The organism is Actinokineospora auranticolor (genome assembly GCF_002934265.1).
Taxonomy (GTDB): domain Bacteria; phylum Actinomycetota; class Actinomycetes; order Mycobacteriales; family Pseudonocardiaceae; genus Actinokineospora; species Actinokineospora auranticolor.
Genome location: NZ_PTIX01000006.1, coordinates 87,085 through 100,891, shown reverse-complemented (window position 1 = coordinate 100,891; position 13,807 = coordinate 87,085). Strand labels below are relative to the sequence as shown.

Below are 13,807 nucleotides of genomic sequence, written 5' to 3'. Positions count from 1 at the left end.
GGTCTCGCCGGATCACTGCGATGAGTCGCTATGGTAGAGGCCAGCACGCACGGTAGCGATTTGCTGCCGCAGCGTCTTGGCCGTGGTGTTGAAAATGATGCGCGACTGTTGCGACTTGGCGCGTTTCGCATTCCGCGTGACGGCATCGAGTTCCGCCCGGAGAGCGACGAGTCTATGGCGCAACCGCACCGCTTCATCGGCTCCGAGCGCGGCCGACGCGGGCTGCCCCCCGGTCGCCGCGATGCGCACCAGATCGCGATAAAGCGCCCATAGGTCCGTGCGGTCGCGGTGGTTGATGTCGAGAGCTCCGTTGGGTAACTCGGCAACCGGGACGGTGATGGTGGCGTCGACAACCGAGGTCTGCCTCGCGGGATCGGTACGACTCACGTGGGTGAGAGCGAGTGCCAGCTCACCTGGTAGGTCCGGACCGTCGAGGAAGATCACCACGAGCCGGGGCATGGACCGCTGAACCAGCTCGACCAGGCGCTGCCTGTTGGATGGGGTGACCCTCGGGTTCAAACGCAGGTGCAGGACGGCGATGTCGGAGATCTCACGACCGCCGGTCCCATCGCGGTCGCGGTATGAGGGGATCGAGACCGTTTCCGGTCGGAGGATTCCGACGACCTGCGCCGAGACAACAGCCCTGTCGACGAGCCTGCTCTCCGGTGTGCTCCCTGCGCCGCCGCCGACCTGCTCACGCAGCAGCCGCTTCGTGAGCCGCTCGGCGAGCCGCGCTCGTTCGGGCAGACCCAGGAGCCCCGCGGGGTCGAGAGAGGGCTGCCCGCTCACGGCACCACCGCCAACCAGGCAACGACGTCGATGGCGTCAAGACCGGCAGCACCGTCGCTGGTCCCCAGGGTCGAGGGCCCTGGCGAGAAGAGCGAGGCCACAGCGGTCTCTGTCGCCTGTTTGGCGGCCGCCGTGACGGCTACGTCGAGCAGGCTCCGGTAATGGGCCATCCGGTCGCCGTCCACGGTCGCCTTGTGGAAGGCGGCGAGCGCGGCTTCGTCGGGCTCGGTGCGGTCCAGGCAGTGCCTGCGCAGGACGTCGAGGGCGAGTTTCGGCTCGTCGACGGGGTGGGCCAGCACGCCGTCATCCCTGACGTACGCGAGCAGGTGGGGCGCCAGTGGGTAGGAATCCGGTAGCGCGATCGCGTCTCCCCGAACCCGGAGCAGGAACACCGCGCCCGGGGTGAGCCCGTCGGCGACGAGCGACTGGTCGAATCGGGTCACCCCGAACAGCGCCAGAGGCCAACCGGCCAGGTTTTTGCGCTGCCGCCACGGGCGGGCGGCGACATCCATGCGGAAATCGCTCAGTGTGAGGTCGGTGATGCTCAGCCCCCCGGCCAGGTCCTCCATCGTCGGCGCCGCGTTCTGCATCTGCTCAAGCTGCTTGCGGCGGTAGTCCAGATCGTTCATCGCTTCGGCGTCGAGGATGTTCTCCTCACCGGTGGCCGATACGTCGAGAAGGGTCATCCGGCTGGAGACCCGTTTCTCCAGGTTGATGTAGGTGTCCAGGTCGATGTCCGGCCAGAAGTTGACCAGCTGCACCGAGCTGTTGGTGGTGCCGAGGCGGTCGACGCGGCCGAAGCGCTGCACGATGCGGACCGGATTCCAGTGGATGTCGTAGTTGACGACCATGTCGCAGTCCTGGAGGTTCTGCCCCTCGGAAATGGTGTCCGTGGCGATAACGATATCGATCTGCTCGGCATCCGGATCACCCCCTTTCGAGCGGGGGGAGAACGCCGTCAGCAGGCTGTGCATATCTTTGCGCGTGTCCAGCGTGCTCTTGTTGGTCGTGCCGGTGATGAGCGCGACGTGCAGGCCGAGCTCATCACGTGCCCAGCTTGCCACTTCGGAGTAGAGGTAGTCGGCGGTGTCGGAGTAGGCGGTGAAGACCAGCGCCTTGCGATTTCCCGCATTGGTGGGATTCACCGCCTTCTGCCGGAGCAGGTCCTTGAGCGCCAGGAGCTTGGCGTCACGGCTCGGGTCGACGGCCTCGATGTCGGCCAGCACGACGCGCAGCCGGTCCCGGTCGTCGCGCAGGTCCTGCAGCCAAGCAGCGCGGTCGATATCGGCCAGCAGCACCTTCAGCGTGCCCCCGATGACGTCCTCAAGTTCTTGCTCGTCGAGATCGGCCGCGTTGTCCAAGCTCTCGATGGAGACACCGTTGCCGCCCGTAGCGTCGTACTCCTCCACCCTGGCGATCACCGCCTCGACCTTGCCCAGGACCTTCGCCACCGTGCGGGTGAGCGACGCGACGGACGACTCCAGCCGCTTCAGCAGCCCGATGCGAACCAGGTGGACGATGTTGGCGTCACGGTCGGACTGCCGCCACACCCGGGCGCCACCGGTGCGCAACTGCTGGTCGTAGAGCTCGGCGTACTTCTTCGCCTTGTTGGGCAGCACATAGGAGGTTGGCCGGTATGCGGCCAGGTTGAGCATGAGGAGCGCGTCGTTGAGCTGCTCGGGTCGCATCAACCGACCGTCGAGGTCGATCGGCGGCGAGAGGTTGACCGGTGCGAGCCGCTCGGGGAAGTCCCCGACGTCCGCCGTGCCGTAGTACTTCTCGATGTGCTTGCGAGAGCGGGCGATCGTGACTAGGTCGAGCAGCCGGATGTAGTCCATGCCGAGCACGCCGACCAGCGACTGGGCCGACCTGGTGGCGGCGTCGCTCTTCTGCCAGGCGGTGAACCGCATCTGCGCCTTGCGCAGCGTCTGCTCGATTGAGCCGATGCCGCCGCTCGCGAGGGCGTCGTCAACGCCCTCGGTGGCGAAGAGCACCTGGTTCTTCAGGTCGGCCAAGCGGGTGTTGACCGGAGTGGCGCTGAGCATGAGGACCTTCGTGCGAACCCCCGCTTTGAAGACCTCGTCCATCAGCCGCTGGTATCGGGTGATGTGCCCCTTGAGCTGCGGGTTGTTCCGGAAGTTGTGAGACTCGTCGACGACGACCAGGTCGTAGTTGCCCCAGTTGACGTGGGCCAGGTCGATGTCACCCGACCTGCCATCGACGCGGCTGAGGTCGGTGTGGTTGAGCACGTCGAAGGCGAACCTGTCGGCGAGCAGCGGGTTGCGGGCGTCGTTGGCTCGAAAGATCGTCCAGTTTTCCCGAAGCCGCTTCGGCGTCAGCACGAGGACGCGATTGTTTCGGAGCTCGTAATACTTGATCACTGCCAAGGCCTCGAACGTCTTGCCGAGACCGACGCTGTCGGCGATGATGCAGCCGTTGTGGATCTCAAGCTTCTCGATGGCGCCGAGCACGCCGTCACGTTGGAACTTGTATAGTTTGCGCCATACCTCGGTTTTGAAGAACCCGGTCCTACCTCGGTTCTCGGTCTCATCGCCGACCTCAGTCACGAAGTCCGCGAAAAGCGCGATCAAAATCCGCAGGTAGACCGACTCCGGCGTGTTGTCCCGGTGTAGTAGCTCGATCTTCGCCAAGAACCGCTCTCGCACGTCCTCGCTGGCGTGCTCGTTGTGCCATATCTTGTCGAAGTTCGCTGTGAGCTTGCCCGCGTCGGCGATATCACTGATCTCCTCCGGGAAGATCAGATCGTCCGACGGGACCAACCCGAGTCCTTCAGCGTCGAGACCGGAGCCGGTCACCGCGTACGGGAACGTCCCGCTGACGCTCACCCACGAGCGCCGGGTGCGCTTGGTCAAACTGCGGATCTGCAGTCGCTCCCTGGCCCACTGGGCGCAGTCCCTGGCGATTCGGTGCTGGTCCAGCCTCGAGCGGAGCCGGTGCTCGTTGCCCAGACCGTTGAGCGGGTACGAGTCCAGTGAGCCGTCCCACAGTAGCAGGCGGGCCGAGATGTCCGAGGCGCCTTTCAGGATCGCGTCGTAGACGTACAACGAGAACGACTCGCTCAGCGCGTCCACGCCGGTGGCGCCGGTGAGGTGACGGCGAAGGCTGTTGACGATCGGCCCATCGGCACCTGCGTCTGCCATTTCAGTCCTCACGCTGCCGGAGTCTTGACCATCCGCCGGGATCCGCACGGATGGCCGTGGACCCGATCCTAGAGGTTTCCTGGTTCGGCAGGCGAGGATTCGCGTCACTCGCAGAATGTCGATCGTGCCGGTTCGGGTTCGTCCTGGATGTGGATTGCGTGTAGTGCGTTCTGCCGGGGAATTGCGTCCGGTTCGCCGTGCCTGATGGGCTGTGGTCGGCGTGGCCCGCGCCCTGGGCCACATCCACGTGGAACCGGCTGGTCGCGCTCGCCTCCGGGCTGGGTCGGCGCGCTTCTTCCAGTGGGGTGTGCGTGCGGGTTCCACGTCTGGGAAGAAGACGAGTAGTGACTGTGGCCCGGTTGCGCTCGTATCCTGCGCGGACGATCGCGTCGGGGTGGGGAGTCGGACGGGGGCTGCGGGGTGGAGTTGGCCGGTGTCGGGCCGTCGGCTGGGGAGGAAGAGCCGGGGTATCTGTCTCGGCAGCTCATTACCTACATAGGCAACAAGCGGGGTTTGGGGGCTGAGCTCGAGCGGGCCGTGTGGCGGGTGCGGGAGCGGGTTGGGGGGCGTCGGTTGGTGACGCTGGATCTGTTCGCGGGGAGCGGGTTCGTCGCGCGGTTGCTCAAGCGGCATTCGGTTGTGGTGATGGCGAATGACCTGGAGGAGTATTCGCGGGTTGTCAATTCTTGTTTTTTGGCTGATCGGGATGGGCGGGTGGCGGGGCGGGTTGCTGGGGTTGTTGACGAGTTGAATCGGCGGGCCGATGCTGGGGAGTCGGTTGACGGGTTCATTCGGGAGATGTACTCGCCGCAGGATGATCGGGATATTGGGGTGGGGGAGCGGGTTTTCTATACCAATGACAATGCTCGGCGGTTGGACTTCTTTGCGCAAGAGATAGCGCGGTTGGATGAGCCTGAGCGGGTGCTTGTGCTGGGGCCCTTGTTATCGCAGGCTTCGATGCACGCTAATACTAGTGGGGTGTTTAAGGGGTTCTATAAGGACAAGAATACTGGGATTGGGAAGTTTGGGGCGGCGGCGGGGGATGCGTTGCGGCGGATTCTTGAGCCGATTCGGTTAGAGGCGCCGGTATTGAGTCTGCATGCGGCCCGGAGTGTGGTGACGCGGTCGGATGCGAACGTCCTGGTTGGGGGGATGGGGGTAGGGGGAGGGGTGGGTGAGGTGGATCTTACGTATATTGATCCGCCGTACAACCAGCATCCCTATGGGTCCAACTATTTTATGCTCAACTTGTTGGTGGATTACAAGCGACCTGCTGTGGTCAGTCCTGTTTCCGGGATCCCGGTTGACTGGAATCGCTCGGAGTACAACGTTCGCAAGCGGTCGTTGGGGTTGCTGGTCAACCTGCTGGACAGGTTACCCAGTCGGTTCATCCTGCTCTCGTTCAACGCCGAGGGGTACATCGGCATCGAGGACCTCAAGCTGGTCTTGGCCGCCCGCGGGTCGGTGGACGAGATCGTCATCCCCTACAACACTTTCCGCGGTGGTCGAAACCTGAGGCAGCGTGCAATTCACGTCAATGAGCACCTGTTTCTGGTTGACCGAATGGGCTGACCGACTTCGTCGGGCCTGACGGGAGTTCGGCCGCGTAACGGGTCACGGGTTGTGTGCGACTTGGGGGTTGGTATGTCAGCAAACCGTGGGAGGGGTGGTTATGCCGTCGGCGCATGAGACCGCGAAGAAGTGGGAGAACATTCACCACGCGTTGACGACTTTGGTGCTTGTGGACTTCGGTACGCCGGTTGCGAAGTACGAGGGCAAGTCCAATGGTGGGTGGATTTACCTGGAGGGCTTCACGGTGAAGCTTGGTCTGAGCCGCGGGCGCGGTGGGTCTTCGCTGCTGGGGACCGAATGGCCCGGGTTGGCTGTCCGGTCCCTCGCGTGTAAGAGGGTGTTAGTGTGCTCGTGTGTGTGTAGTGCACAAAGTGGCCCTCTTATGGTTTTAGGCAGTTAAGGGCATCTTATGATTTCAGCGCTAAGATGCTGAAATCGGCCGGGTTTTTGGTTGTATTCCGACACGGAACTCGTCGCGTCGATTGCGCTGATATCCGTCTGGGCAGGCATTATCGTCCGCGTTACTGAGAGGGCGCGGAGGAATGCGTGTCGGAGGATTGGGCGGCGGTCGCCAAGTGCATCAACGACCGGGTGCGGGAGCTCGGGTGGCGGCAGCGGGAGCTGGCGGACCGGTCGCAGGTCTCGCAGGCCATCGTGCGCGAGCTGCAGCACCACACCGTGGAGCGGCGCCGTAGCGCGCGCACGCTGGAGGCCTTGTCCCTCGCCCTCGGGCTGCGGCCCGACCACCTCTCCGACGTGCTGCGCGGTCGGTACCCCCACGACGGTGACGACGCGGAGGCCGGGCCGATGGGGTCTCGCATGGACTCCGTCGAGCTGCGCCTCGCCGAGATCGCCGAGCGGCTCGACGACATCCAGGTTCGGCTCAACGACATGTTCTCGCGTCAGCGCGAGCAGTGACGGCCGCTGAAATCAGGAGTCCTGACACCGATCTCCCGACCGGTTCTACCTGAGGGTGGACGCCGCTGCGGGCGTGCGGTTGCGCTGGTTTCAGCTACCAGGGGAGTTTGCGGACCTCGGCGGCGCGGTGGGAGTAGTGCGGCGCGTTGCGCTCGACGGCGATGCCCTTCGCCTTGGGGATGTTGAGCAGGGGGTGCAGGTCGCCGTCGGTGATCGTGGTGCGGCCGGAGATCGCGAGCTGTTCCAGGGTGGGGTGGTTCGCCAGCGGGGTGACGGAGTCGATGTCGCCGCCGTTTTCGATGCCCAGGTTCTTCAGGATCGGGAGGGCCTTGACGAAATCGAGGTTGTGGACCTTCGTGCTGTAGAAGGTCATGTCCTCGAGTAGCGGGAAATTGGCGAAGAGGTCGGGGTCCGTTATCCGGCCGTCGTAGAGGTTGAAGGTTTTCAGCTGGGGTGCGGTCAGGCCGGCAAGCGAGACGTGGGCGGTCCGCTTGAACTGCAGGCGGAGGTCGGTGAGGTTGGGCTTGTCGCCGAGGATGGTGAGGTCCGGTTGTTCTTTGGGCCAGAAGTAGACCATCAGGCTGTGGATTTCGCGGAGGTCGGCCAGGCCGGGCATCCACTTCTTCTGGTACGGCGTCTCGAGTATTCGGAGGTTTTCCATGCCTTCGAAGGTGAAGGTGCCGCGGCTGTCGGTCGCCAGTGAGAGGAACTCCAGGGTCGGGACCCGGGAGATCGCCGAGCAGTCGGCGACCCCGCGCATGAGGCTGAGGAAGCGGAGGTCGGGGACGTCGGGCAGGAAGTCCAGGTCGGCCAGCGGTCCGCCCAGGACGAGGCCGTGGCAGCCCTCGTCGACGTAGCGCTGGGTGATCTCGTCGCTCCACGGGACACCGTCCACGTGCAGACCGCGCTTCTCGCCTTTCCCGTACGGCTTGACCGGCACCTGCCCCTCCTGGTTCCTCTGTGGCTCAAGGCATGGTCCGTCCTTTGTGGTCGCGTGGCAAGACCCGGCGACTCCTGGACACGGGGTGTCGGACCCGCGCGGGGCGGACGGGGTGGTCGCGATCTTCGTCTCCAGTGGACCCGCCGCCGGTGGTTGACAACAACTGGACATTTGGCGCTGTTGTCCGACTTTGCTTTGGCGGGTGGGGACACTGGTGCCCATGGGCGAAGGTGGGACGAGCCGGGTGCCCCCAGGGCTGTACAAGCGGGTGGCGATCGGGGTCGACATCCGCGACTACCACCGGTTCACGCATTGGGAACAGGACGAGGTGCAGCGCGCCCTCAACCGCGTGCTCGACCTGGCGGCCGCGGCCGCGTACCTGGACCGGGGCCAGTGGGAACGCGACTCCGCCGGTGACGGGGAAGTCGCCCTGCTGCCCGGTGACGTCAACCTGGTGCCGGTCGTCCGCGACTTCCCCATGACGCTCGACCGCGCGTTGGCCGACCACAACCGCGCCAACCCGACCCGGTCGCTGCAACTGCGCCTGGCTATGGTCTTCGACGTCTTCTCCCCGGCCGACCTGGGATGGGCCGGTGTCGGGATGACCGTGCTCAACCGCCTGCTCAACGCGCAGCAGGCCCGCGCCGCGCTGGTCGACGTGCCGACCGCCACCGTGGTGCAGATCCTGTGCGGCAAGCTGTTCGAGGCTGCGGTCGAGCCGGAGATGCACGGCCTGCGCCGCGCCGACTTCACCAACGTGATCGTGCACTCGCGGCAGAAGGGCTTCCACCAGGCCGCCCACCTCCGCGTCATCGGACACGCCCCGCCGCTGCCGCCCCCGAAGCCCCGCAACCTCGCCGACGTCGTCGCGGAGCTGGCCACGCCCGAGCCCGTCCGCCCCGCGGACCCGGACCCGCCGAAACCGCCCGAACGACCGCCGAGCCCACCGCTGGGCCCCGCCGTCGAGAAGGCCGTGGCGGCGGTGGCCGCGGCACTGTCCCACGACGACGTCCTCGCCGCCGACAACCTCACCACCATGGCCGTCCTCGAGGCCGTCGACCGCACCCTCCAGGGCACGGTCCGCACCGCCGACGGCCCCAACCTCCCCCTCGCCCTCTTCGCCGCGCTCGACAAACCCTGGTCCGAGTTCTCCGGCGACCGCTGGGGTTTCCGCGCGCAGCGCCACCTGCTCGCCGGGCTCGGCCTGCGCGACAGCCGCTTCGACGAGCTGTGCGAGCGCCTCGGGTGGTGGTCCGACGACCCGGCGCGGCGCTACCCGGGGTTCACCGCCCGCGCCACCCGCGACCGCCCCTTCTACCCGACGCTGCGGCACCCCGACCGCGAGTGCTTCCCCGAGTGGCGGGACGAGTGGAAGCGCACCGTCATGACCGTGCACCAGCGAATCCAGGATTGGGAGTGATGCGCGGTGTCCACGATCGTGGCCGCAGGCGGCGGCGTGCTGCTGGTGCTGGTCCTCGGCTTCTGGTTCGGCTCGACCGGCCGCAGGCGCGTGCCGAACGGCCACGTCGGCGTCATCTACCGCAAGCGCGGCGCGCACCGGGTCGGTGACAACGCCGCCGTCAGCGTCTTCGGCGCGCCCGGCCCCCAGGCCCAGTTGGTGCCCGCCAACACCCGCTACTGGACGCGGCCCTTCCACTTCCACGTCAAGCACGTCCCGTACGTCCGCGTCCCCAGCGGCACCATCGGGCTCGTCGTGGCCAGGGCGGGCGCGGTGCGCTCCTCCGGCGACGGCCTGGCCGCGCACGTGGACTGCGACTTCTTCCAGGACGCCGAGCGGTTCCTGCGCCGCGGTGGCGAGCAGGGCCGCCAGCCGCTGGTGCTGCCCAGCGGTGCCTACGCGATCAACCCCGAGGTCTTCGAGGTGATCACGGTGGACCGCCAGGTCGCGGCCCGTCGCGAGGGCCTGGAGCCCGAGTCGCTGCGCGAGATCGAGCTGCGGGTCGGCGAGATCGGTGTCGTGGTCACCCACTTCGGCACCAAGGCCCCGGTCGAGCGCAACCAGGCCGGGGCGGTGGTCGACGGGCACGAGAGCTACCGCAAGCCCTGGGTGTTCCTGGCGGGCGGCGGCCAGCGCGGGGTGCAGGAGGAGACCCTGGACGAGGGCGGCCGGTACCTGATCAACCCCTGGTTCGCGCACGTCGTGCGGATCCCGACCCGGGTGCTGGTGCTGGAGTGGAACGAGGACCCCAAGTCCGAGGACAACCTGGACGTCTCCCTCGACCAGATCAAGCTGGACGTGCAGGGCCACACGGTGCGGCTGGACATGAAGCAGACCGTGCAGATCCCCGCCGAGGCCGCGCCCCGGCTGGTGCGCCGCTTCGGCGACCTCGGCTCCTCCGGTCGGGCCGCGGTGAAGGGGTTCGTGGAGAAGGAGCTGGCCGCCACCGTCGACGGCTACTTCCGCCGGATCTCCGGCCGGGCCCGGATCATCGAGTTCCTGACCCGCCGCGACGAGGTGTCCAACGAGCTGGCCTCGGAGGTGCGCCACGCGCTCGACCTGACCGGGGTGCGGGCGATCAGCACCACGATCGGCGACTTCGAGTTCGACGACCAGCAGCTCAACGAGCACCGCAAGGCGATCGCGGTGCAGTTCGAGCGGACCAAGCTGGAGCGGGCCAAGCTGGAGGGGCTGGAGGCGCAGGTGATCAACGAGCGGGCCACCAGCGAGATCGAGCTGCAGCGGGTCAAGGTCGAGGAGCAGCGCCGCAGGCTGGAGTACACCGAGCTCAACGTCATGGTCGAGCTGCTGGGCTCGGAGCACACCGCGCTGCAGAAGATCGTCGCCGAGCTGGTCAAGGGCGACGTGCCGCAGTACGTGGGCGGCGACAGCGGGGTCACCGCGTCGCTGCTGCAGGCCATGCCGTTCATGCAGGCCCGCGACCTGGTGATGGGCCTGCAGGGCATGCGCGGCGCCAAGGAGCTGCGGCACTCGGGCGAGCAGGCCGAGGCGGAGTGATGATCGGACCGCAGCGGTACCGCCCGGAGCCCGCCACCTCGGTGCGGCTCGGGCTGTGGGGCCCGCCGGGCAGCGGGAAGACCACGTTCCTGGCCGCGCTGCAGATCGCCACGACCCGGGCGCAGGGCGCGGGCCCGGTCGACTGGATCATGAGCGGGCGCGACGACGCCTCCGTGCGGTTCCTGGTCGAGTCGGTGCACCGGCTGGCCACCGAGAAGCGCTTCCCCACCGCCACCGACGACAGCCGCGGCCTGTCGTTCCGGTTCAGCGGTGTCCACACCGGACAGCGTCTCCGGTGGCAGAAGCGACCACCGGAGACGCTGTCGTTCGAGCTGGACGTGCTCGACGTGCCCGGTCGCTTCTACGACGGCTCCCCCGTCGACGAGACCGGCGCCGACTTCGCCATCGCGGGCGCCCAGGCGTCGACCGCGGTCAAGCCCGACGCCCGGCTCATCGACCACCTGCACCACTGCGACGGCATCATCTTCCTCTTCGACCCCCAGCGCGAGGAGCGCGAGCGCGACGCTTTCCGCTACTTCCACGGTGTCCTGCAACGGTTGACCGGCAAGGTCATGGAGAACGAGACGTTCCCCGGCCCACGGTTACCGCACCGCGTCGCGGTCTGTGTCAGCAAGTTCGACGACTACGAGGTCTTCGACCACGCGCGCCGCAGCGGCTACACCGTCCGCTCCACCACTCCCCCGCACATGCCCGAGGTTTCCCCGGACCGGGCCCGGCAGTACTTCGCCTCGCTGTGCGCGGACCCGGGCAGCAACGCCGACCTGGTGGAAAGCGGCCTGCGCCAGTACTTCGACACGCTCGGCTACTTCGTCAGCTCGTCCATCGGCTTCAACATCGGCCGCAAGCGCTTCCAGCTCAACGACTTCCTCAACACCCACTACGACGGCGACGCCCTGCGGATCCGCGACGCGGTCCGGCCGATCAACGTGCTCGAGCCCCTGCTGTGGCTGCACGACTCGGTCCGTCAGGACCAGCGGCGATGAGCGGGCCGGGCTGGGCCGTGGTCGGCAAGCGGCCCGGCGACGACGCCGACTACGCGGTGCTGGCGGCCAGCGCCGAACCGTTCACCCACGCCCAACTCACCGCGATCCTGCTCGACGCGGCCCCGGGCCACTCGCCCGCCGTGGACGCCGAGGGTGCCGCGGCCCTGCCGTGGGTGTGGTTCGTGCCCGTGCGGTCCGACGACCGGACCCACCTGGGGGTGGCGGTCCGGGCGTGGTCCGACCAGGTCGACGCCACGAGCCGACCCATCGCCGTCACCCGGTTCCTGTGCGTCCCGCTGGACGGCTTCTCCGGCACGTTCACCGCCCTGCACCACGCGGTGGACCGGTGGCGCGACGAGCCACCGACGCGCGTCGAGCCGGTCGAGCCGAGGCGCGGTTTTCCCTGGCACGTGGCCGCCACCGTGGCCGCGCTGGTCGTCGCGGGGCCCGTGGCGCTGGTCGGCGCGGACCGGCTGGACCTGGCGTCCCGGTTGGCGCTGCTCGACTCGGTCGCCGCGTTGCTGCCCGCGGGCGCGCTGTCCTGGCTGACCGCGGCGTGCTGGTCCGACGCCGGGTTCCGGATGGTGTTGAGCTGCAAGGCGACCGCGGAGCCGGGCGACCGGGTGGTGGACGTCCGCACCGGGGAGGCGGTCGGGTCGCTCGGTCCCGCCGCGCGCGCCTACCGCGACCTGCTCGTCGGGTACTGCGAGCAGCACGGCCGGGACGCGGTCGCCCGCTACCTCGCGGGCCTCCCGGACGCGCGGGACCGCGACCTCGGTGCCGTGCGGGCCGCCCTCGCCGGGTTCGACCAGGTCAAGGCCGTGCTGCGCGCCGCGGCCGACCGCACGCTGCGGCCGGAGCAGGTGCGCGCCCTCGACGAGCGGGGCATGTTCGCCGCGCTCGACCCGCGGTCGCGCCTCGGCCTGCTGATCGGCTACCTCGACGTGGCCTGCCCGGAGGACGTCCGCCGCGACGCCACCTGGCTCGCCGCGCACTGGGAGCCGGGCGCGACCGCGCACCTGGCCCGGGTCGCGGGTGTGCGGCTGCGGCGGCCGGAGTGGCGGGCCGGGTCCGTGCTCGCGTTGGCCGACCTGGCCGCCGCGACCGGCTCGCGGGCCGACTTCCTCGACGCGCTGGCCCCCGGGACCGGGTCGTCGGCGTTCGGCGGGCACCTCGGCCGGGTGATCGAGGTGCTGGTCCGGCTCGGCGAAAGTCCGGAGTGGACAGATGAGATCGCCCGCGCGGTCAACGGTTCCCCGCACCTCGCCATCGGCCTGGCCCGCGCGCTCGTGGCCGCCGACGGCCACCCCGGTTACCTGCTGCGCACCCTGGCGGGTCAGGCGGACGAGCCCACCGCGTGGACCCGGATCAGCCGTCCCTTCCGCGTCGCGACCGGCGACACCGGAGCGGCCGAGGCCGAGGACATCCGGGTCCTGCACGGCATCGACGGGACCGTCGTGCGGGAGCTGATCGGCCTCGCCGCCCGGACCGGTCGGACCGCCGTGCGGGGGCTCATGGCGGGCGTGCTGGCGTACCTGGAAAGCGCGCCCGTCGACTGGTCGGAGTGGGGCGTGGCGCTGACCAAGGTGCCGCTCACCGACCCGGAGCAGCAGGCCGCGGCCGATTTCCTGCTGGCGGGTGCCGACCTGGAGCCCTCCAGGTCGCTGCACGCGGGCAGGCGGTACCGGGAGGCGCTGCGCCGGCGGGTCGACTCGAGCGGGCTCTCCCTCGGCCGTCGGACCGCGGTGGTCACCCGGGTCGCCGAGCGGCTGGACCCCGGGTGGGGCGCGGGCGCGGAGGTCGACGACGTGCTCGACGCGTTGTGGCACCTGGGGGGTGACACGGCCGTAGTGGCGCCGGTGGTCGAGGTCGTGGCGGACGAGGCCCGTCGGGACGGTCGGCTGCTCGCCCGGCCCAGCGCCGCGCGCTGGCTCCCGCTGCTGGCCGACGACCCGGAGCTGGCGGTCGCGATCCTGCGCAACCGCCTGCGGGGCGTGGCCGAGCGGGCCCCGGTCGCCGAGGTGGCCGACCTCGTGGTGCGCCTGTCCCGGGCGGAGGAGACCGCGGAGGCCGTGGCCGACGCGCTCGCCCGGTCGGCGTGGCGGCCGCTGACCCCGCAGTGGGCGGAGCTGTTCGTCGTGCTCACGTCCCGCCTGCACCTCGCGGGCGACCCGCGGCCCGACCGGCTGGCCACTGCGCTCGGCACGGCGCTGCTGGCCCGGTGGCCGCGGTCGCGGCTCGACTCGACCGCCGACGAGCTGTTCGGCGTGCTGCTCGGCCAGGCGATCACGGTCGTGCGCCTGGTCGCGCACCTCGCGCCGGTGGTCGGCGAGCACGGGGTGCTGGCGCTGCACCGCGCCGACCTGGACCAGGTGCTCGATGCCGTCGAACCGGTGGCCGCCCGGGCGCGGCCGCCGCACGCCTGAGGGAGGCCACGGTGCAGAAG

General features: G+C 68.7%; 9 protein-coding genes. 6 read left to right on the top strand and 3 right to left on the bottom strand.

Going from position 1 to position 13,807, the window contains the following annotated elements; genetic code table 11:
• Positions 1–12: 12 nt before the first annotated feature.
• Both CLV40_RS13140 and CLV40_RS13135 read right to left on the bottom strand, forming a co-directional pair.
• Entirely contained in the window at positions 13–789 is a 777-nt protein-coding gene (locus CLV40_RS13140) for a DUF4391 domain-containing protein (RefSeq protein WP_181043475.1), read from the bottom strand.
• Positions 786–3,950, bottom strand: coding sequence for a helicase-related protein (locus tag CLV40_RS13135; protein WP_104479162.1), 3,165 nt, complete (start codon positions 3,948–3,950; stop codon positions 786–788). The genes CLV40_RS13140 and CLV40_RS13135 overlap by 4 nt, the downstream gene beginning before the upstream one ends.
• Positions 3,951–4,370: 420 nt before the next feature.
• Between CLV40_RS13135 and CLV40_RS13130 the strand changes: the two genes are divergently transcribed.
• Together CLV40_RS13130 and CLV40_RS13125 are read left to right on the top strand one after the other, a co-directional pair.
• Positions 4,371–5,522, top strand: a complete 1,152-nt coding sequence (locus CLV40_RS13130; RefSeq protein ID WP_104479161.1) for a DNA adenine methylase — start codon at positions 4,371–4,373, stop codon at positions 5,520–5,522.
• 546 nt (positions 5,523–6,068) lie between these two features.
• The gene (locus tag CLV40_RS13125) at positions 6,069–6,440 is read left to right on the top strand and encodes a helix-turn-helix domain-containing protein (protein ID WP_104479160.1); all 372 of its coding nucleotides are present in this window, start codon (positions 6,069–6,071) and stop codon (positions 6,438–6,440) included.
• A gap of 94 nt (positions 6,441–6,534) precedes the next feature.
• Here CLV40_RS13125 and CLV40_RS13120 read toward each other — a convergent pair whose 3' ends face one another.
• Positions 6,535–7,380 carry a leucine-rich repeat domain-containing protein gene (locus CLV40_RS13120; protein WP_104479159.1) on the bottom strand — a complete coding sequence of 282 codons (846 nt, stop codon included), beginning with the start codon at positions 7,378–7,380 and terminating at the stop codon, positions 6,535–6,537.
• 220 nt (positions 7,381–7,600) lie between these two features.
• On the opposite strand from CLV40_RS13120, the gene CLV40_RS13115 reads away from it, so the two are divergent.
• Genes CLV40_RS13115 through CLV40_RS13100 form a run of 4 tightly spaced genes read left to right on the top strand, consistent with a single transcriptional unit; the run spans position 7,601 to position 13,787 of the window.
• Positions 7,601–8,800: a GUN4 domain-containing protein gene (locus CLV40_RS13115; RefSeq protein ID WP_104479158.1), complete on the top strand. Its 1,200-nt coding sequence runs from the start codon at positions 7,601–7,603 to the stop codon at positions 8,798–8,800.
• Positions 8,801–8,806: 6 nt separating this feature from the next.
• Complete coding sequence (locus CLV40_RS13110; RefSeq protein WP_104479157.1) at positions 8,807–10,357, top strand: SPFH domain-containing protein; 1,551 nt, start codon at positions 8,807–8,809, stop codon at positions 10,355–10,357.
• Positions 10,357–11,361, top strand: coding sequence for a hypothetical protein (locus tag CLV40_RS13105; protein WP_146108020.1), 1,005 nt, complete (start codon positions 10,357–10,359; stop codon positions 11,359–11,361). The genes CLV40_RS13110 and CLV40_RS13105 overlap by 1 nt, the downstream gene beginning before the upstream one ends.
• Entirely contained in the window at positions 11,358–13,787 is a 2,430-nt protein-coding gene (locus CLV40_RS13100; RefSeq protein ID WP_104479155.1) for a hypothetical protein, read from the top strand. The genes CLV40_RS13105 and CLV40_RS13100 overlap by 4 nt, the downstream gene beginning before the upstream one ends.
• Positions 13,788–13,807 lie beyond the last annotated feature (20 nt).

Bases quoted from the DNA above. Each gene is read 5' to 3' on its own strand.
- CLV40_RS13135 (WP_104479162.1), bottom strand. From the start codon at position 3,950: ATGGCAGACGCAGGTGCCGATGGGCCGATCGTCAACAGCCTTCGCCGT.
- CLV40_RS13115 (WP_104479158.1), top strand. From the start codon at position 7,601: ATGGGCGAAGGTGGGACGAGCCGGGTGCCCCCAGGGCTGTACAAGCGG.
- CLV40_RS13105 (WP_146108020.1), top strand. From the start codon at position 10,357: ATGATCGGACCGCAGCGGTACCGCCCGGAGCCCGCCACCTCGGTGCGG.
- CLV40_RS13100 (WP_104479155.1), top strand. From the start codon at position 11,358: ATGAGCGGGCCGGGCTGGGCCGTGGTCGGCAAGCGGCCCGGCGACGAC.